Source organism: Candidimonas nitroreducens (assembly GCF_002209565.1).
GTDB lineage: Bacteria > Pseudomonadota > Gammaproteobacteria > Burkholderiales > Burkholderiaceae_B > Candidimonas > Candidimonas nitroreducens.
On sequence record NZ_NJIH01000001.1, the window covers coordinates 166749 to 185088 of the forward strand.

Annotated in this window: 19 protein-coding genes and 1 riboswitch; of the genes, 10 read left to right on the plus strand and 9 right to left on the minus strand. The window is 64.1% G+C overall.

The genetic code is table 11. The features are described from left to right. Positions 1-39: 39 nt before the first annotated feature. The 7 genes from CEY11_RS00765 to CEY11_RS00795 all read left to right on the plus strand — a co-directional run bounded on the left by CEY11_RS00765 (position 40) and on the right by CEY11_RS00795 (position 7833). The gene (locus tag CEY11_RS00765; protein WP_408608090.1) at positions 40-501 is read left to right on the plus strand and encodes a DUF488 domain-containing protein; all 462 of its coding nucleotides are present in this window, start codon (positions 40-42) and stop codon (positions 499-501) included. 271 nt (positions 502-772) lie between these two features. Continuing rightward, entirely contained in the window at positions 773-1954 is a 1182-nt protein-coding gene (locus CEY11_RS00770; protein ID WP_088601575.1) for an alpha/beta fold hydrolase, read from the plus strand. Between the two features lie 16 nt (positions 1955-1970). Beyond that, positions 1971-3671, plus strand: coding sequence for an AMP-binding protein (locus CEY11_RS00775; protein ID WP_088601576.1), 1701 nt, complete (start codon positions 1971-1973; stop codon positions 3669-3671). Beyond that, positions 3668-4546 carry a VOC family protein gene (locus CEY11_RS00780; RefSeq protein WP_088601434.1) on the plus strand — a complete coding sequence of 293 codons (879 nt, stop codon included), beginning with the start codon at positions 3668-3670 and terminating at the stop codon, positions 4544-4546. The genes CEY11_RS00775 and CEY11_RS00780 overlap by 4 nt, the downstream gene beginning before the upstream one ends. Further along, a complete protein-coding gene (locus tag CEY11_RS00785) occupies positions 4543-5700 on the plus strand; it encodes an FAD-dependent monooxygenase (RefSeq protein WP_088601435.1) in 1158 nt (385 codons plus the stop codon). The genes CEY11_RS00780 and CEY11_RS00785 overlap by 4 nt, the downstream gene beginning before the upstream one ends. Positions 5701-5852: 152 nt before the next feature. Beyond that, on the plus strand, positions 5853-6632 hold the full coding sequence (locus tag CEY11_RS00790; protein WP_088601436.1) for a TetR/AcrR family transcriptional regulator: 780 nt from the start codon (positions 5853-5855) through the stop codon (positions 6630-6632). Positions 6633-6837: 205 nt separating this feature from the next. After that, a complete protein-coding gene (locus CEY11_RS00795; RefSeq protein ID WP_088601437.1) occupies positions 6838-7833 on the plus strand; it encodes a Bug family tripartite tricarboxylate transporter substrate binding protein in 996 nt (331 codons plus the stop codon). A gap of 180 nt (positions 7834-8013) precedes the next feature. Here the strand turns inward: CEY11_RS00795 and CEY11_RS00800 are convergent, their stop codons facing one another. Next, positions 8014-8337, minus strand: a complete 324-nt coding sequence (locus CEY11_RS00800; protein ID WP_088601438.1) for a DUF190 domain-containing protein — start codon at positions 8335-8337, stop codon at positions 8014-8016. A gap of 11 nt (positions 8338-8348) precedes the next feature. Continuing rightward, positions 8349-8735, minus strand: coding sequence for a fluoride efflux transporter CrcB (crcB, locus tag CEY11_RS00805; RefSeq protein WP_088601439.1), 387 nt, complete (start codon positions 8733-8735; stop codon positions 8349-8351). 208 nt (positions 8736-8943) lie between these two features. After that, positions 8944-9009, minus strand: a riboswitch (Fluoride riboswitch). A gap of 397 nt (positions 9010-9406) precedes the next feature. Between crcB and CEY11_RS00810 the strand changes: the two genes are divergently transcribed. Both CEY11_RS00810 and CEY11_RS00815 read left to right on the plus strand, forming a co-directional pair. Continuing rightward, positions 9407-9907 carry a PPC domain-containing DNA-binding protein gene (locus CEY11_RS00810; protein WP_088601440.1) on the plus strand — a complete coding sequence of 167 codons (501 nt, stop codon included), beginning with the start codon at positions 9407-9409 and terminating at the stop codon, positions 9905-9907. Then, a complete protein-coding gene (locus CEY11_RS00815; RefSeq protein WP_088601441.1) occupies positions 9897-10319 on the plus strand; it encodes a PPC domain-containing DNA-binding protein in 423 nt (140 codons plus the stop codon). The genes CEY11_RS00810 and CEY11_RS00815 overlap by 11 nt, the downstream gene beginning before the upstream one ends. Positions 10320-10361: 42 nt before the next feature. On the opposite strand, the gene CEY11_RS00820 is transcribed toward CEY11_RS00815, so the two are convergent. Then, complete coding sequence (locus tag CEY11_RS00820; RefSeq protein ID WP_158215153.1) at positions 10362-11060, minus strand: haloacid dehalogenase type II; 699 nt, start codon at positions 11058-11060, stop codon at positions 10362-10364. A gap of 292 nt (positions 11061-11352) precedes the next feature. On the opposite strand from CEY11_RS00820, the gene CEY11_RS00825 reads away from it, so the two are divergent. Next, the gene (locus CEY11_RS00825) at positions 11353-11604 is read left to right on the plus strand and encodes a hypothetical protein (RefSeq protein ID WP_143322638.1); all 252 of its coding nucleotides are present in this window, start codon (positions 11353-11355) and stop codon (positions 11602-11604) included. A 95-nt stretch (positions 11605-11699) separates the two neighbouring features. Here the strand turns inward: CEY11_RS00825 and CEY11_RS00830 are convergent, their stop codons facing one another. The 6 genes from CEY11_RS00830 to CEY11_RS00855 form a co-directional block, all read right to left on the minus strand. Continuing rightward, entirely contained in the window at positions 11700-12215 is a 516-nt protein-coding gene (locus tag CEY11_RS00830) for a peroxiredoxin (RefSeq protein WP_088601444.1), read from the minus strand. Positions 12216-12495: 280 nt separating this feature from the next. Continuing rightward, the gene (locus CEY11_RS00835; protein ID WP_088601445.1) at positions 12496-14181 is read right to left on the minus strand and encodes an ABC transporter permease; all 1686 of its coding nucleotides are present in this window, start codon (positions 14179-14181) and stop codon (positions 12496-12498) included. 2 nt (positions 14182-14183) lie between these two features. Next, a complete protein-coding gene (locus CEY11_RS00840) occupies positions 14184-15269 on the minus strand; it encodes an ABC transporter ATP-binding protein (protein ID WP_088601446.1) in 1086 nt (361 codons plus the stop codon). Between the two features lie 2 nt (positions 15270-15271). Continuing rightward, positions 15272-16300, minus strand: a complete 1029-nt coding sequence (locus tag CEY11_RS00845) for an ABC transporter substrate-binding protein (protein WP_088601447.1) — start codon at positions 16298-16300, stop codon at positions 15272-15274. A gap of 202 nt (positions 16301-16502) precedes the next feature. Continuing rightward, positions 16503-17711 carry an MFS transporter gene (locus CEY11_RS00850; RefSeq protein ID WP_088601448.1) on the minus strand — a complete coding sequence of 403 codons (1209 nt, stop codon included), beginning with the start codon at positions 17709-17711 and terminating at the stop codon, positions 16503-16505. Further along, positions 17704-18339, minus strand: a complete 636-nt coding sequence (locus tag CEY11_RS00855) for a histidine phosphatase family protein (protein WP_088601449.1) — start codon at positions 18337-18339, stop codon at positions 17704-17706. The genes CEY11_RS00850 and CEY11_RS00855 overlap by 8 nt, the downstream gene beginning before the upstream one ends. Position 18340: the final 1 nt, after the last annotated feature.

Here is an 18340-nt window from a genome sequence, read left to right on the forward strand (position 1 = left end):
CCGGCCTGGCGCCAGATCCAGCGCCAGGCGCCGGCCGGCGTGCCATGGCTCGCCGGGTTCTTCATCCTGCAATGCGTACAGGCCATAAGTCGAGACCCCACCATGACGATCCGCATACAGATCAAGCGCGCTTACGAAGAAGCCCAGCCGTCCGACGGCTATCGGGCATTTGTCGACAGGCTGTGGCCGCGCGGCCTGTCCAAAGAAACCTTCAAGTTCGATGCCTGGTACAAGGATCTGGCGCCCAGTGCCGAGCTGCGCACTTGGTTTGGCCACAAGGTGGAAAACTGGGAGCAATTCAAGGACAGCTACCGCTCCGAACTGCGCGCGCCCGAGCAGCAGGAGCGCATGCGCGAGCTGCTGGCCGCCGCCGGCAAGCAGGCGATCACCTTGCTGTACGCCGCCAAAGATACCGAGCACAACCAGGCCGTGGTTCTGGCCGCCGAGCTGCAGGCCATGAGCACCGCAGCCCGCAAGCGGGCGCCGCGCAAGTCGGCCTGACGCCCGCATAGGCCGGCGTTCGCCGGTGCTGGGCGGAAGTTGACGAAAGGTTGGCGAGAGCTTGGCGGTGCTTGCCGATGAGCGCGGCTTCCGGCGCCGGTCGACCCTGCCCGCGTTCTTTTCCAGGCTTCCTCCAAAATTAATTGACATACTATCAAATAAAAAATACTATATTTGACATAGATTCAATTTTTAGGAGAAAGCAGTGGAGACAGCCACTCGCTCGGGCGCCACGGCAGGCATGCGCGGCGCTTCCTGGGACGCGCAATTGATGCAGCGGCCCTACCAGGTGGTTCCCTATGCCCTGGGCACGGCAGACGGCCAGCGCACGCTGGGCTTCTTGTTCACCGCCAGCGGCAAAGAGCGCAAGGTGGTGTCCATCATGCATCCGCGCGAAATGGCGGTTACGCATTACATGGTGCCGTGGGTGCTGGACGCGGGCTATGCCTGCTGGGTGCAGGGGCCGCGCTCCATCGGCAACGATCTGCGGCTCGAACACGAAATCGCCTTGCTCGATGTGGCGGCCGGCATGGCCCACTTGCGTACACTGGGCTACGAGAAAATCGTGTTGCTCGGCAACTCGGGCGGGGCCGGCCTGTACACTTTCTACAACCAGCAGTCGCTGGTGCCCGCCGGGCAGCGCATCGCCTCGACCCCCGCGGGCCGCCCCACGCGGCTGCGCGAGGCCTCCATGCCGGAGGTCGACGGCATGATACTGATATCGCCCCATCCAGGGCAGGGCAGGCTGCTGATGTCCGGCCTCGACCCTTCGGTCGCCGATGAAAACGACCCGATGCAGACCGACCCGGCCCTGGATCCGTTTTCCGAGGCCAACGGTTTCGACCCCGCCACGTGCAGCGCCCGCTACGAGCCGGCATTCGTGACGCGCTACAGGGCGGCGCAGCGCGAGCGGGTGTCGCGCATAGACCGGCATGCCCGCAATCTGATACAAGCCCGGCAAGAGGCCCGCCGCAAGGTCAAGGCCGGCACTGCCAGCGCGCTGGAACGGCGTGTTGCCGCGCATGCGCCTATTTTCCAGGTCTGGCGCACCGATGCCGATCTGCGCGCCTGGGACATTACGCTAGACCCTTCGGATCGCAAGACGGGCTCGTTGTGGGGCAAGGATCCGTTCGTGTCGAACTGGGGCAGCGTGGGTTTCGCACGGGTGGTGACGCCCGAGTCCTGGTTGTCGACCTGGTCGGGCCTGTCTTCCAACGCATCGCTGGAAAAGACCGTGGGCGCCATACGCCAGCCCGTGCTGCTGCTCGAATACACCGGCGACCAGTGCACCTTCCCGGACGATATCGCCGCCATCTACGCCTCCATAGGCAGCCAGGACAAGCAGCACGTGCGCGTGCGCGGCAACCACCATGGCATGGCGCTGAGCCGCGAGGAAGAGCCGGGCCAGCGCATCGCCGGACGCCGGATCGTGCAATGGCTGGAAGGTCTTTGACATGCCGGGAATCGCAATGAAACCGGAAACGCTGCGCCCCAAGGTGCTGCTGGAGGGCGTACGCTACCCCGATCTGCCGCGCCTGCAGGACTACGTCGAAAAGGGGGTGCTCACGCGCGAGACGCTCGCAGGGGCGCTGCGCCAGTCGTGCGCCGCCCATGCCGGACGCATCGCCTTGGCGGGCCCCGAAGCAGAACTCAGCTATCAAGATTTCGACGAGCGCAGCGAGCGCCTGGCCGCGGCGCTGCTGCAGCTGGGCCTGCGGCCCCTGGATCGGGCCATCTTCCAATGCGGCAACTGCAATGAGCTGCTATTGGCTTTCTACGCCTGCCTGAAGGCGGCCATCATACCGGTCTGCGCCCTGCATGCTTACCGCAAGCACGAAATCGGCTATCTGGGCAAGCTGGCCGAAGCGCGCATGCACCTGGTAATGGGCGACGATCCGAAGTTCGACGACGTCGCTTTTGCCGTGGCAATGCAGGACGAAGTGCCGAGCCTGGAATTCGTCGTCCAGGCGCGCGGCGCCCAGCGGGGCAAGGCGGTGTCGCTGGCCGGCCTGATCGCATCCATGCCCTTGCAGCGTGCCCGCGAGCTGTTGGCGGATGTAGAGGTGGATCCTTTCCAGGTCGCGGTGTTCCAGCTCTCGGGCGGAACCACGGGCGTGCCGAAGATCATCCCACGCTTCCACAATGAATATCTGTACAACATGCGTGCGGTGGCGCGCTGGAACGGTTATACGTCCGAAGACGTGCTGTTCTTTCCCACACCCTACATGCACAACCTGAACATGGGTTGTTTCTTCGGGCCGTTCCTGCTGACAGGGGCTTGCGTGACGGTGGCCACGGATCTGGGCGAGCAGTCGCTGCGCCAGCTGGTGCGCGATTACCAGCCTACGTGGTTCGGCGTCGCCGGGCCCATCCTGACCCGCATCGCGCCCGAGCTACTGCTGGCCGACGAGTCGGTGCGCGCCCGGCGCCGCTTCATAGGGCCGCGCAACGCGGCGGGCATACGGCGCGCGACCGGGTCTCCTACGTATCACATTTTCGGCATGACCGAGGGCGTCATCATGTTCGCCCGCGCCGGCGACTGCGACGAAGTGTTGAACACTTCCGTGGGCCGGCCGGTCTCCGAGCACGACGAGGTTCGCCTGGTCGTGCCGGGTACGCAGGACGAGGTGCCCGACGGCGTCGCCGGCGAGGCGCTGTTCCGCGGCCCCTACACCATACGCGGCTACTACAAGTCGGAAAAAGAAGACGCCGGCCGCTACACGGATGACGGCTTTTATCGCTCGGGCGACCTGATGATGTCGCGGATCATCGACGGCAAGCGCTACTACTTCTTCTGCGGGCGCATCAAGGACGTAGTGGATCGCGGCGGCGAGAAGATCAATGCCGAAGAGGTCGAGAACGTCATCAACCTGCATCCCGATGTACTGATCAGTGCGGTCGTGGCCATGCCCGACAAGGTCTACGGCGAGAAGGTGTGCGCTTTCGTGATCTTGCGCGCGCCCGAACGCGGCCTGGATCTGCCGCGCCTTTGCGCCTACCTGGAAGAGGCCGGCCTGGCCAAGTTCAAGTGGCCGGAGCGTCTCGAGATCGTCGCCGAGTTCCCCCTGTCGGCCGCGGGCAAGCTCAGCAAGGTCAAGCTGCGCCAGGCCATCAATCAAACGCTGGAAGCCGAACGGGCTGCCGGCACAGCCACGAGTGTAAAGCCATGAACACCAATGCCATGCCCATCCCCGTCGAAGTGCCCACGCTGCAACTGCATGGCGTGCACCATACCGCCCGTCCCACCTGGAAGCTGGCCGAAACCGTGCACTTCTATCGAGACTTGCTGGGGCTGCCCCTGGTGCACGCCATTTCCGCCAAAGGCTGGGGGCCGGACGACCACGCCGATTTCCTGCACTTTTTCTTCGACAGCGGCAGCCACAGCACCATCGCCTTCTTTTATTACCTGGGCACCGAGCGGCCGCAGTGGCTCGAACCGCGCGAACACTACCAGCAACGCGCCACGCACACCGCATGGCGTGTGCGCGACGAACAAGAGCTGCTGCAGTGGCGCCGGCGTGTCGAGGCGGTCGGCATCCCCTTGCGCTACCAGATCCGCCACGAAGTCATCGAATCGATTTATTTCAACGACCCCAACGGCTACCCCATAGAGATCACCTGGCAGTTGCGGCCCTTCGACCCCCGCGACGGCACCGACGCCCAGCGCACCCTGGAGGCGGCCATTGCGCTGGAAGCTGCCCAGAATGAAGGCACTCGGTTGGCCTCGATAGAACAAGTCTGGCGCGCCAAGGCCGAAGCCCTGGGCGATCCGGGTGCTTCGAAGCGCCGGGCTTCGATCTACGTGCTCGATGTGCCGGAGTTTTCGGCCCTGGTCGAGGCCGCCCGCGGCAAGAGCGGCTATGCCGTTTCCCAGGCGCATGACGGCTATGTGCGCATCGATGGCGATCCTGGCATTTCGTTCCAGCGCAAGGAACTCGGATTCAAGCCGGCCGTCTGGTACGGCGCGCTGACCGGCGGCCTGCTGGGGCGGATCGAGCGCTTCGACATGGATGCCCTGGTTGTTGCTGCCGAGGAGCGGGCATGAAGATAGCCATTATGGGGGCCGGCCCTTCGGGCCTGTTTCTCGCCATTCTGCTCAAGCAGGGACTGCAGTCCGCCGATATTCGCGTGTACGAACAGAATCCCCGCGACGCGACTTTCGGTTTCGGGGTCGTGCTGGCCGACACCGGGCTGGCCAATTTGCAGGCCGCTGCACCCGACGTTTGCCGCAAGCTTATCCAGGCCATGCGCTTCAGCGGCAAGCACACGGTGGCGACCCGCGATCATCCCATCGTCATCCAGCGGCCAGGGCAGGGCGGGGGAGCGATTCCGCGCATCGCACTGCTGTCCATATTGCAAGAGCAGGCCGAGGCCTTGGGAATAGACGTAGCTTATGACAGCCGCTGCACCGCCTACGATCACCTCGATGCCGACCTGATCGTAGGGGCCGACGGCGTCAATTCGCATTTGCGCGAAAGCCACCTGGCGGCATTCGCGGCCAGCCGCTATTATCTGAGTAATCATTTCGCCTGGTATGGGGTGGGCAAGGCCTTTCCCAATCCCGCCCTGGTGTTTCGCAAGTACCGCGGGGGATACTTCGTCGCTCACTACTATCCCTATTCCGAGAACATGAGCACCTTCGTGGCCGAATGCGACCACCGCAGCTGGCAGGAACTGGGCATGGAAACCATGTCCGAAGAGGCGCGTAAGAGCCTGTTCGAAGAAATCTATGCGCCGGAACTGGACGGCCATGCACTGGTTTCCAATAACTCCAGCTGGCGCCAGTTTCCGGTGGTGCGCGCCGAAAACTGGTATGTGGGCAACAAGGTGCTGGTGGGCGACGCGTTGAACAGCGCCCATTTCTCCATAGGCTCGGGCACTCGCATCGCCATGGAGGACTCGATCGCGCTGGCGCACGCGCTGCAGGCCTGCCCGGGCGATTTGCAGGCCGCACTGCAACGCTACGTGCGCAGCCGCAAGCCGCAAAAGCAAAAGCTCATACGCGCATCCGAGGCCTCATTCAATTGGTACGAAAATGTGCGCCAGTGGATGGACACATATACTCCGTACGAATTCGTGCTGAGCTTCATGACCCGCACCGGCCGCGTCGATGCCGCGCGGCTGCGCAAGCAGTATCCGGAACTGGTGCGCCAGTTCGCCGAGGCAGGCATAGGCGGCAATGGCGAGCTGCCCGCATGATGCGGGTTCGCGATCAAAAAGATAAGGAGCGCAGCCCGGGCATTCCGTGCGCACCTTGCCGGCCGGGCATACGGCATCCGGCGCGGCAATATTTGTCAGGGCCTTAATTAGGCCTTAAGATCCATTCTGGTTCCTGTCCAGAGTATTTGCATATGCCATCGTCTTCCGCCCGGGACAAGCCGCCGGCCAGGCGCCGCGGCCGTCCTCCCAAGGTCGAGTCCCCCATCAATGCGGAAGCAACCGTCAGCCGCGCGCGCATCCTCGAACATGCCATCCAGATGGCCAGAACCACGCCGCTGGATCAGATCTCGATGGTACAGCTGGCCAAGGACTTCGGCGTCGCACCCGGTCTCATCCATTATTACCTGGGGGGCCGCGACAACCTGGTGTCGGGCGTGCTGAACGACTACTACCGCGAGCGCCTGTACCGGCTGCCCGCCCTGACCGGGCGCTGGCGGCACGATATCGAGACCATAGCGCGCGTCAGCTTCGAAGTGGCGGCGGATCACCCGGGTGTCAGCATCTATGTGTCGTCTCATAACCGCTACCGCTTGTTCCAGGATGTGCAGCCGGGCGAGGTCGACTACGGCACGGCGTTTTTCAATCATGTGGTGTCAGCCTTCATGCAAGGCGGCTTCAGCGCCGAACAGGTCGCGCTGGCATACCACCTGCTGGCCCAATACTTGTTGTCCGCCACCGTCGCCGAGGCGGCGCGGCAGCTGCCTGCCTATCACAAAGATTTCATCCTGCAGCGCCTGGAATCGGCGCCGGCCGAGCAATACCCGGGGGCACGCTATGTCAGCCGCGCCTTTGCCAATCTGGATTCGTCCTCCACCTTCGGTGCGGGCCTGAAGCTATTGCTCGACGGCTTCGAGTCCTGGCGCCCGGAGCGTCCCAAAAAATCCCGCCAGGCCAAGCCCGCGCGCGATTGACTCATGCCCTGCGGCATGCCTGCCGCGTCCATTGGGGATCGGGTCATGGGCGGGCAGTGGCTGCTTCAGAATTTAATTGACACTATATCAAATAGAAATTTATAATATTGAGATAGAGTCAATTAATGCGGGCGACGGGCAACTGAAAAGCGCCGGCCCCAAGCAATGGCCATGCCCATAGGCGGCCGCATCCACGGAGGAAGCTATGAAGAGGCGGACAATATTCAAAGGAGCGGCAATTCTTGCCTGCGCACTAGGCGGTCTGCCTGCGTATGCGGCAGGCTATCCCGACAAGCCCGTGCACATGCTGGTGCCGTCGATCGCAGGCAGCGCGCCCGACATCATCGCGCGTCTGCTGGCCCAGAAGCTGACGCTGGCCTGGAACGAAAAGGTCATTGTCGAAAACCGGCCCGGAGGCAATGGCATCGTGGCCATGCATGCCATGAACCGGGCGGCGCCCGACGGCTATACGTTCGGCCTGTTCCACGCCGCCGCCGCGGTGGCCACGCCGTTCACTTATGCGGCCGCCGACTTCGACATCGAGCGCGACTCCGAAGTGGCCGCCACCGTGGCCTACACGCCCATGCTCCTGGTGACCAAGTACGCGAAAAAATACGGAACGCTGGCCAACGTCGTCAAGGCCGGCGAGCCCGGCAGCGGGCAGGACATCGTCATCGGCAGCCCCACGCGCGGCTCGGTGCCCAATCTCACCATAGAAATGCTGCAGCAGCTGACCCATACCAAATTCCGCCAGGTCAGCTTCAGCGGCACCAGCCAGGCCATACAGGCGGCGGTAGAAGGCGACATTACGCTATACATCGACGGCTTCGCGCCGCTGGTACCGCTGATCAAAAGCGGCCGGCTCAGCCCGGTGGCGGTGACATCCGAGTCCCCCATCCCCGAATACGAAAACATTCCCCTGGCCAAAAGCGCGGTGCCGGGGCTGGTTTCGCTGGGATGGTTCGCCTTGTTCGCGCCCAAAGGCACCCCGGCCCCGATCCTGCAAAAAATGAACACCGAGGTGCGCAACATCCTGGCGCAACCCGACTTCATCGCTCGGCTCAAGGCCCTGGGCACTTATCCCATGGTGCTAAGCAGGGACGACAGCCGCAAGTTCGTCGATTCCGAAAAACACCGCTGGGAAAAGGTTATTACCAGCGCCGGGCTGAACATGCATCTTAAAAAGACCGCAGCCCAATAAATGGCGTAGCGGTAAATGGCGGGACGGGCAGCGATGGCTAGAACTGCGGCCCAGGGTTCGAGCGGCCTCGGAGTTCGAGCCGCCCGGGCGCAAGCCCGTCCGCGCCCGGGCCCGATCACCGCTTCGGCATGCTTCTGGACGGCGCGCAAGGCACAGGGCAGGTATTGTGTTCCTTTTCCTTCAGTCGGCCTGCCCGATAAAGCCGAACTGCACCGGCACCTTGGAATAGAACAGGCGCAGCTCGGGTTCGGCCTGCAGCTTCTGCATGATGGCGTCGCATTCGCTTTCCGAGACCACCATGGTGATTTCTAGCGGCTGGTCGGCAAGCTCGAAGAAGCGTGCGGAATGCACGCGGTGCTTGCTGCCCAGCCCTTCCTGCGCCGCGATGAGGGTGGCGCCGCGGATCTGCATCGATTGCGCCAGATCCAGCAGCCATTGGTGCAGGGCCTTGCCTTTGTGGCTGCGGCTTTGCTGCATGAAAAAGCTCAATTGATAACCGTTCATGGCGTTCCCCTTCAGGCCTGCGATGCGACGTATTGCACGATGAAAATGCCCAGCAGTGTAAGCGCCACGGAGCCTACGACATGCAGCCCGATCTCCAGCGCGGCTGCGCCGATCTCCCCGCCCTGTATCAAGGTGGCGGTCTCCAGCGAGAAAGTGGAGAACGTGGTCAGGCCTCCCATGAAACCGGTGATCACGGCCAGCCGCCATTCGGGCGGCAGGCCCGCGTGGTTGCGGAAGAATTCATTGGCGACCCCGATCAACAGGCCGCCCACCAGGTTGGCGACCAGCGTTCCCAGGGGGATGGTGGGCCACAGTGCATTCAGCGATATGCCCAGCACCCAGCGCAGCAGGGCGCCCAGCGCCGCGCCAATGGAGATGACGACGATCGCAGCGTTCATGGCAGCCTCCGGCCGGCGCTGCGCAGCATACCTTGCGTGCCGGGGTAGGGTGTCGAACGTGAAAATGCGCAACGACTATACGGGGTTGCGGGGAAAGGCCGAGGGAGCTGCCGCCCGAGCGTGGTCATGAAGCAAGATCCTTGTAAGTGCGGATCCCTGCCACGGTTCGGATTGGTGTGCATGCGCGCCCACAGCCCCTGTGGCCAGGAAACCTGTAGGCATCATCAGCCGGCGTACCGGCGGTTCAAGGAGGAATGCCATCTCCGTTGCGCGCAAAGTGTAGCAAGCGGCGCCATGCCGTGCAATTGCTCGGCCCGGTAACTCCAGCCTGTCTGGCTTCCGCACGGCCGGCCATCATATCCCGGCCGGGGCAACCCGCGCACAAGCCTGGCATCCGAAGGCAGGCCGTTCCATGGTTCCACATTGCGGATAGGTGACTACCCCAATGCCCGGCCATTGCTATTGTTGCCGGATAGCCCTTGTTTTATCATCGAGCCCGGATATGCGTCGGCACGCGATCGGGGTTCGTATCATGAACCCATGGCATGAACCGCGCCGCGGCGCCGTATCCGGCCCCACGCCCGCCCAGCCCACAAAGCCGGCGCTGGCGTTTTCCAGAAATCGAAGCGCAGTGAGCCAAAAGCCACTGTCTCTTTGCGAGGATTTACGCCATGAGCAGCAGAATCCTGGCGGTCGACGATATCGAGGTCGACTGCTTTCAATTGCATATCGCGGCAGGGCAGAGCATTTGGGCCGGTGTACACCAGGCCCTGCAACAGGCCGGCATCCACTGCGCGCAGATCGAATTCGCTTCGGCCTGGCTGCGGGCATCGGTCTACCATACCGCGCCGCCTGAAGCTTCGGGCACCACATTGGTCAAATACGGCGCCGGCATCGATGCCGGAGCGGCCTTGCTGCTGTCGGCCAATGCCACCTATGGCTACGGCAACGGCGGTGCCTCGCTGCTGCATTGCCATGGCCTGCTGCTGGCCGCCGACGGCCGCATGCATGGCGGGCACCTGGACACATCCCGCTGCATCGCCGGCACAGAGGGCCTGCGCGCCCAGCTCATGGCTACCCGAAACAGCGGTTTCGAACTCGGCCTGGACTGCACATCGAACATGCGCGTGTTCCATCCGGTACGTTGGCCGGAGGCGCGTCATGGAATCTAAGCTCGTCGGCGGCCGCTACGGCCGTGTGTTTTCCGCCAGGCTGCTGTGCAACGACGATCTGGTCGAAAGCGTGGAAGAGCTGTGCGCGAGCAATGGGGTGCGCAACGCCATCGTCAAGGGCGGCCTGGGCAGCTTGTTCAGGGCGCGGCTCGAGCAGGCCGCGGCCGATCCGTCCAGAACCGTCGACGTGCAGGGCTATGCGGTGGAATTGTTGTCCTTGACGGGCAGCGTGGCCATCGACGCCGACACGGGCCGGCCCGCGGCAGCGTTGTTCGGCATCGTGGCGGACAACAGCGGGGCTTCTTATGCGGGCAGATTCGTGCGCGGCGCCTCGCCCACTTGCGTGACGATCGAACTTACCGTGCAGGAATGGCTGCCCGAATCCGGCCCGGAAATGACTTCCATGCAATAGTGGCGCGCCGTCGTCGCGTACACGCCCCGGGGGCCGGCCGGCTCAGTTCTGCGACGCTTCCAGCTGGTCGAGATATTCCGGCAAGCCCTTGAGCGTGGTGGCCGTCTTGCGCGGCGGAGAATCCAGGCGTTCGATGGGCATGGCCTGGCGATTGACCCAATAGGGGCGGAACCCGTACCAGCCGGCGCCGGCGGCATCCCAGCCGTTGGCGGACACGAACACAATGCGTTGCGGCGGCAGATCGAGGCAGCGGCTGGCCAGTTCGTAGACGGCGGGGGCAGGCTTGTATTGCCGCACGGCGTCGACACTGAGCACGCGCGTGAACAGGTTTTCCATGTGCGCATTGGCGACCAGCGCCCGCAGCATGGCCGGGCTGCCGTTGGACAAGATGGCCAGGTGGCGCTGCGATTCGCGCAAAGCCAGCAATACTTCCATGGTTTCGGCAAAAGGCGCCAGCTCGTTGTAGGCCTGCATCAGGCGGTGCCGGGCACCGGGATCCAGAGGCAGCATCAGCGCGTCGCAGGCGTATTGCAGCGACGATTCGGTTATGGACCAGAAATCGACATAGCGCTCGCCGATGGTGCGCAGGAAGGTGTATTCCAGCTGCTTGCCGCGCCAGAGCTGCGAGAGTTGCGAGCCGCGTCCGGGGAATAGTCTTTCTATGGTCGATGCGGCGGAATGCACATCGAACAGAGTACCGTAGGCGTCGAAGACTACGGCGTATAGTTGTGCGGACGGCATGAAGCACCTTCGGAACTGCAGCAGAGCCACCATATTGCCTCAAGACGGCAGCCTGAGCAATCCCAAATGGCCGATCCCAAACGGCCGATCACCGTGCAGGCCGGGGTGGCCGGTCGCTGGGCCAGGCATGGCACCCGGATTGCGCTGGAAAATGGCCGCGGCATGACTTATGCTTTGAATAATGTCCGCCACGCTTGGCCGCCGGCCGGCCCGGCATGTCTGGCCCGGCCGGGCGGCTCTGGCCAGACATGCCGGCAAGAGCGCTGGAAATTTTTCCGACCTGGAGATAAACATGAAGTCGCATACCCAAACCATACAGGAGCTGTATACCCGCAAGGTCGGAGGGGAAATTTTTCGCTATGAACTGCGCTATACCCACGGCCATAGCGTCAAATGGAGCGCACACGTCTATCAAGACGAGATCCTGAAGGGAACGCCCCAGGGTGTCATCGAAGACCACGACATGGACGAGGCCGCCCTGCGCCAGTATCTCGTCAGTTATGTCGAGGGCGTAATAGAGCGGGGCATGGGTATTGCGGAATAAGGCGCCGGGCGCGCCTGCGGCAGGTCGATTCTACGGCGCGCGGCCGGGTGTGCCGGCCCGCGCCGCAGCCCGGCCCAGCCTTCGGGGCTCGGGTCTTAGTGGCCCGCCGGGTGTGCCTGCGCCCATTTCTTGACGGCCGCCATGGTATTGGCCACATGGCCGTCAGGGTTGGGGCTGCTGTACTCGTAGTAGACCTTGTGGTCGGGCGTGATCACATAGGAAATCCGGCTGGCCCTGCTGGCGTCGAACGCAGCTTTGGCGTCGTAGGCGGCAATGACTTTGGCCTGCGGGTCGGCCCCCACCGGAAACTTGCTGCGGCACTCGCTGACCGAGAACTTGCGCAACTTGTCGAGATTGTCGGCCGACACCCCCATTACTGTCGCGCCATAGCGCTTGTATTCGTCGACCGCGTCGGCGAAATCGTGGGCCTCTATGGTGCAGCCCTTGGTGAAGGCGGCGGGGTAGAAATACAGCACCACCGGCCCCTTGCGCAGTGCCTGGTCGAGCGAAAAGCCGAAAACCTTGCCGCCCAGCGTGGCCTGGACGTCGAAGCCGGGCGCCGGGCTGCCTACCGCCAGGGCGGCCTGGCCGGCCAGCGGTAATGCCAGCATCAGGCCGCAGGTGCCGTAAGCCGCAATGCGGGATAAACGTAGCGATGTCATGGTGTGCCTCGTAGCAGAAACGGGCCGGCCGATGCAGGCCGGCCCTGTACTGGATTAAAGCAGAGTCACGCGGTTCAGGGTGCGTTTTTTGCACTTTGGTTACAGCTGCGGCCGACGGCCATGGCCTATACGGCAACGGCCGATGCCGCACGATCCCCGGGCCGGGGTCCAGGTAGCGGCTACATGGGGCGTGCCAGCATCCGGGGCCGCGAATATCGCCGACCCCGGATCAATGGGCGATCTGCAGCGCCCTGAATTTCTTGCCCGCCAGGCTGGCCAGCAGTACCAGGCCGGTGGATATCAGGATCATGACGATGCCCAGCGCCGACAGCTTGCCCCACAGGCCGTCGTCGGCGAAGTTGAGGATCTGCACCGCCAGCACCTCGCTGCCGGGCCGCGACAGCACCACCGACACCGTCAGTTCGCGCAGGAACATCGTGGCCATCAGGATCCAGGCCGAGACGATGCCGGGTATCAGCAGCGGCACGATGATGCGCCGCAGGGTGGTAAGCCCGCTGGCGCCGCACACCAGCGACGATTCTTCCAGGTGCGAGTGCAGCTGCACGAAGGCGCTGGCCAGCGGCCGCACACCGTAGGGCAGATAGGTGGCGATATAGGCCAGCAGCAGCGCCGACAGCGTGGCGTACAGCGGCGTCTGCACGAAGAACCACATATAGCCTATACCGATGACGATGCCGGGAAAGGCGAAGGACAGGAAGCTGAGCGATTCCAGCAGGCCCGAGGCGCGGGTGCGCACCTTGACGATTACATAGGCCACGAAAATCGACAACAGCACGCCCAGCGTGGCGCCCACCACGCCCAGGAAAACACTGTTGCGCAGCGCCAGCAGCGACACCGGGTCTTCCAGCACCTCGGCCCAATGCTTCCAGCTCATAAGAGAAAACGCGTGGGCGCTGGGCACCATGGCGTATGGCACCAGCGAGGTGTAAAGCAGCACCAGCACGGGCAGCACCGCCATGATCAGGCTCAGCAGCGCCACCACGCAGAACAGTGGCCCTTTGGCACGCTTGAGCTCGATTATGGCCGGCCGGAAACCGCGGCCGGCCACCGTCACGAACTTGCCGCTGTCGGCGGTCAGCGCGCGGTACAGCACGATCAGGCCGATGGAGGCCGCCAGCACGCTCATGCCCAGGGCCGCGGCGCGGCCGTAGTCGGGCGCAAAGCCGGTGGAGATCATCTGGAACAAATACGTGGCCAGCACGTCGACCCGGCCGGGCGTGCCCAGCACGCGCGGCACGGCATACGAAGCCAGGCTGCGCACGATGCCCAGCACGAAGGCCGCCAGGATGGCGGGCCGCAGCACCGGCAGGGTCACGCGCACCAGCGTGCGCCACACGCCCGCGCCGAACACGCGCGAGGATTCTTCCAGGGCGATGTCGAAGGACGACAGGGCGGGGGCTATGATCAGATAGGCGATGGGCATGTTCAGCAGCCCCTCGACCAGAACCATGCCCGAAAGGGAATAGATATTGAATGGCGCGTGCTGCAGGCCCAGAACGTCTTTCAGGAAGCTGTTGAGCATGCCGTTGGACGGGTTCAGCAGCAGCGCCCAGCTTACTGAGAACAGCACGTGCGGGATCATCATCGGCACGATGGACAGCACCGTGAACAAGGGCTTGAAGGGGATGTCGGTGCGCGTGTTCAGATACGCCAGGAACAGCGCCAGCACCGTCGCCAGCAGTGACGAACCAAGCACGAAGACGACCGTATTGAACAACACGCCCAGCAGCGCCGGGTCGGTGTAGGCCGCCACGTATTTCATGTAGGTCAGCTTGCCGAAGGCCGTCAGGCCTTGCGAAAAACTGCCCGCCAGCAGCATGGCCACGGGACACAGGGTCAGGAAGCCGACGATGGCAATGAGCAGCCAGGTCAGTTTGGTGCGGGATGGGTTCATACTCAGGCCGAGAGCAGCATGCAGTGGGCGGGCGCTACGCTCAGGTCGACCGTGTCGCCTTCGCGCACCGGCACGTCGGGGTCGATGCGCGCCAGCAGAGTCTGTTCGCCCACGCGGATCTCGGCCTCGTAGACCTCGCCGACGAATTCCATGGACTGGATGCTGCCCTTGAGCGGATTGCCATCCGGGTCATGGCCGTCGCGCGTGACATGCAGGAATTCCGGCCGGATGCACAGTGTGGTTTCGCTGCCCGGCGGCAGGTCGCGCGGCTGGCAGCGCAGCACGCCCAGGCCGGATTCGACCACGGTGTGGCCGTGCTTGTGGGCCTGCACGCGCGCCGGCATCAGGTTGGCCCGGCCGATGAAATCGGCCACGAACTGGTGTTCGGCGTCGAAGTAGATCTTTTGCGGGCTGCCGATCTCGACGATATGCCCCTGCCGCATGACCGCGATGGAATCGGACAGGGCCAGGGCTTCCACCCGGTCGTGGGTGACGTAGACGGCCGTGATCTCGAGCGAGCCCAGGAAGCTGCGCAATTCCTTGCGGGTTTCCTCGCGCAGCTTGGCGTCGAGATTGGACAGCGGCTCGTCGAACAGAATCACCTTGGGCTCGCCCACCAGGGCGCGCGCCAGCGCGACCCGCTGCTGCTGGCCGCCCGACAGGCGCGTGGCCGAGCGCCGCTCGTAGCCTTCGAGCTGCACGAAGCGCAGTGTCTTGGCGACCTTCTCGCGTATGACGTCTTTGCTCAGCCCGCGGATCTGCAAGGGGTAGGCCACATTGTCGAAGACGCTCATGTGCGGCCAGATGGCGTAGGTCTGGAACACCATGCCCAGTCCGCGCTTCTCGGGCGGGACGGCGATGCCCTTGGCCTTGGACCATACGATGTCGCCGCCGATGCGGATCTCGCCCTCGTCGGGCGTTTCCAGCCCGACTATGCAGCGCAGCAGGGTGGTCTTGCCGCAACCGCTGGGCCCCAGCAGCGTGAAGAACTCGTTGGCAGGAATGATCAGGTCGACGCCGTCCAGCGCCTTGACCTTTTTGCCTTCCGAAACATAATGCTTGGTCAGGCCTTCGATGCGGATTTCCATGCTTATTTGGCGAAAATCTGGCCGAACTGGTGGCCCCATTTCTCGATTTCGGAATCAGGCAGGTCGCGCACCGGCAACACCTTGACCTTGTCTATGCCTTCGATGGGCGGATATACGCCGGGGGCCAGCACGTACTCGCCGACCTTGCTGGCCAGCAGCCCCATGGCCTTCTTGGACAGCCAGAATTCCAGGAACGCCTTGGCCGCGTTGGGGTGCGGCGGGTGCTTGGGCATGCCGATGGCACGCGGCGTGCCCAGCAGCGGCTGGCCCGAACGCGGCCCCCAGGCCAGCGGCGCCGGCGCCTTGGTGACGATGTACTTGGGCATGGAAATGCCGATCAGCTTTTCGCCGCTTTCCACCGGAGCAGGGGTTGGCCCGAACGAGGCCACGAACATGGGCTTGTTGGCTGCCAGCCCCTTCAGGTACTGCATCCAGTCGGATTCGGACTTGAACACCAGTTCTTTCAGGCCCACCAGCCACGAGATCGTGGACGAGTGGGTGGAAGGGTCGGCCATGACGATCTTGCCTTTCCATTTCGGATCGGTAAGATCTTCGTAGCGCTTGGGCGCATCGGCGTCCTTGACGTGGTCTTTGTTATACAGGTAGGACACATATTCGATGCCGAACATCGTCATATGCGGGTCTTTGCGCGCCCACTCGGGGTAGCCGGCGGCCGACGGCGGCTGGTAGGCGTCCAGCACGCCTTGCGCATTGAGCAGTTCAAGCATGGGGCGCGGCGCCTGCACCACGTCGGCCAGCAGCTTGCCGGCCGTGAATTCGGTAAGTATGGTGGGGATGAACTTCGAGCTGGAAATCCGCGTATATACGCCGTTAATACCGGTGTCGGCATCGAAGGCCTTCATGACGGACGACACCGAAGTAATGTTGGCGTAGAACACCGCCTTGCCTTCGGCCTTGCCCTTGGCAATGACGTCGCTTTCCGCGGCCAGTGCCGGCGTCAGGCCCGGAATGCCGGCCAGCCCGGCCGCACCCGCGAGTTTCAGGAATTCCCGGCGATCGATCTTGTTCATTGTCCTTTACCTCTTTGGTGGTTTTGATGGGTTTTGTCTCGTGCGGCGGCGCCCGTACCCAGGGCCGTCTTGGGCGAATCTTAGCCTGTAGAGCAGGTCGATACAAGAAAATACCTGGCCGCTCGCCGCTGTTGCCTTTCTTCGCATGGCGGCTGTGGCGGCGGAGCGGCCGGCGACTTGCCGGCCCGCGGCGCGCTTGCTCTCAGGCTGGCCGGCTGCGGCGCCGGGCGAGCCGGCGCACCGGCACCAGCAGCACGACGGCGGCCAGCTGTGCCAGCAGGCAGAAGGCGACGGCGGCGTATATGGAATAGTCGTAGAGAGCCCCGATCGCCACGCTGCCGGCGAACCAGAACACGCCATAACCTGCGGTGAACAGGCCGAAGGCTGTAGCGCGCAGGTGTGACGGCACCATCGGGGCAACCGCCGCGGGAATGATGGATTCATGCACTCCCATGCCCAGGCCCCACAGAATGGCGCCCGGCAGCACCAGCCAGAAATTCCCCAGAAACACCAGGGGCGCGAAAGCGGCGCACAGCGCGCTCAGGGCGATCAGCACCACGAAGCCGTAGCGGTCGAAAAGCAGCCCGAACAGCAGCGAGCCGGTGCCGCTGGCGGCCATGGCGATCGCGTACAGGGCCGCGACCCACATGCCGGGCGCCACATGGCTGCGGCTGAAGTGATAGGCAAGCAGCGGGTAGTCGGCAAAGCCGGCGGCCATCAGTCCGGCGGCAAGCAGGTACAGCCAGAACAGCCTGGGCAGCTGCCGGCGAGTTCCGGACTCGGCCGAGCCCGCGGCCATGTCCTGCGGCTGGGGATACAGCGTCCGCGCCAGCGCCAGCACGCACCAGTTGAGCAGCGCCGGAACCGCCAGCACTGCGAAGGCCACGCGGTAGTCGCCATGGCGCGCAAGCATCCAGGCCACCAGCAGCGGCCCGCACAGCGCGCCGAGCTGATCCAGGGCCTCGTGCAGGCCAAAAGCCCAGCCATAGCCGCCGATGTGCTGCCCGGCATACGAAAGCATCGCATCGCGCGGCGGGTTGCGCACGGCCTTGCCGATGCGTTCCAGGACGATCAGCGCCGCGGCTTCGGGCCAGGTGTGCGCCAGGGCCAATGCAGGCACGGCAGCCATCTGTACGAGATAGCCGGCGATGGTGATCAGCCAGAATCTACGGGTAGTGTCGGCGGCGCGCCCCGACACCCAGCGCAGCGCGTAGCCGGCCAGCTCGCCAAAGCCGGTCACCGCCCCGACCACCAGGGCGCTGGCCTGCAGGCTGGCCAGAAACGGGCCGAGTATGCTGCGCGCACCTTCGTAGGTGAAGTCGGCAAAAAAGCTGAGCACTCCGATCAGCAGCACGAACCGGTAAGCCAGCCGGCGCGCGGCGGCCTGGCCGGCACGCGGGTCGCTAGGCATCGGGATCCAGGCCTTCCAGATGCGCCGTATCGTTGATGCCGCGCACCTGCACACGGCGGCCCTGGACTTCGATGTAGTTGATGCAGCAAGGGCTTTGCGCCAGCAGCCAGTATGCCGACAGCGGCTGATCCAGCAACTGCAGCAGCAGCGCGCGGTTCACGCTGTCGTGGCCGACCAGCAGCACGACCTCGGAGTTGCCGGGGTGGCGCCGCAGCACCTCGCGCAAACCGTCGGCCGTGCGCGCCACCAGATCCTGCAAGGATTCGCCGCCCGGAAATCGGATCAGTTGCGGAGTGCCGCGCCAGCCCGCGTATAGATCGGGCCAGCGCTTCTTGACCTCTTCGTGGGTCAGGCCCTGCCATAGCCCGTAGTCCAGATCCTGCAGGCCGTGCAGCGGCTGTGGCTCTGTATTCAATAGCCGGGCCAGGGGTTCTGCGGTTTGCTTGCAGCGCCCCATGGGGCTGGTGTACAGCGCGGCGGCGCAGGAGAAGCGCTTCGCAACGCGGCTCGCCAGCCGCTCGGCCTGGCGCCGCCCCAGTGGACTGAGATCGAGTTCGGCTCGCCCGCGAAAACGCGCCGGAAGTATGCCGGCGACATGGCCGTGGCGCATGAGAATCAGTGTGGCCATC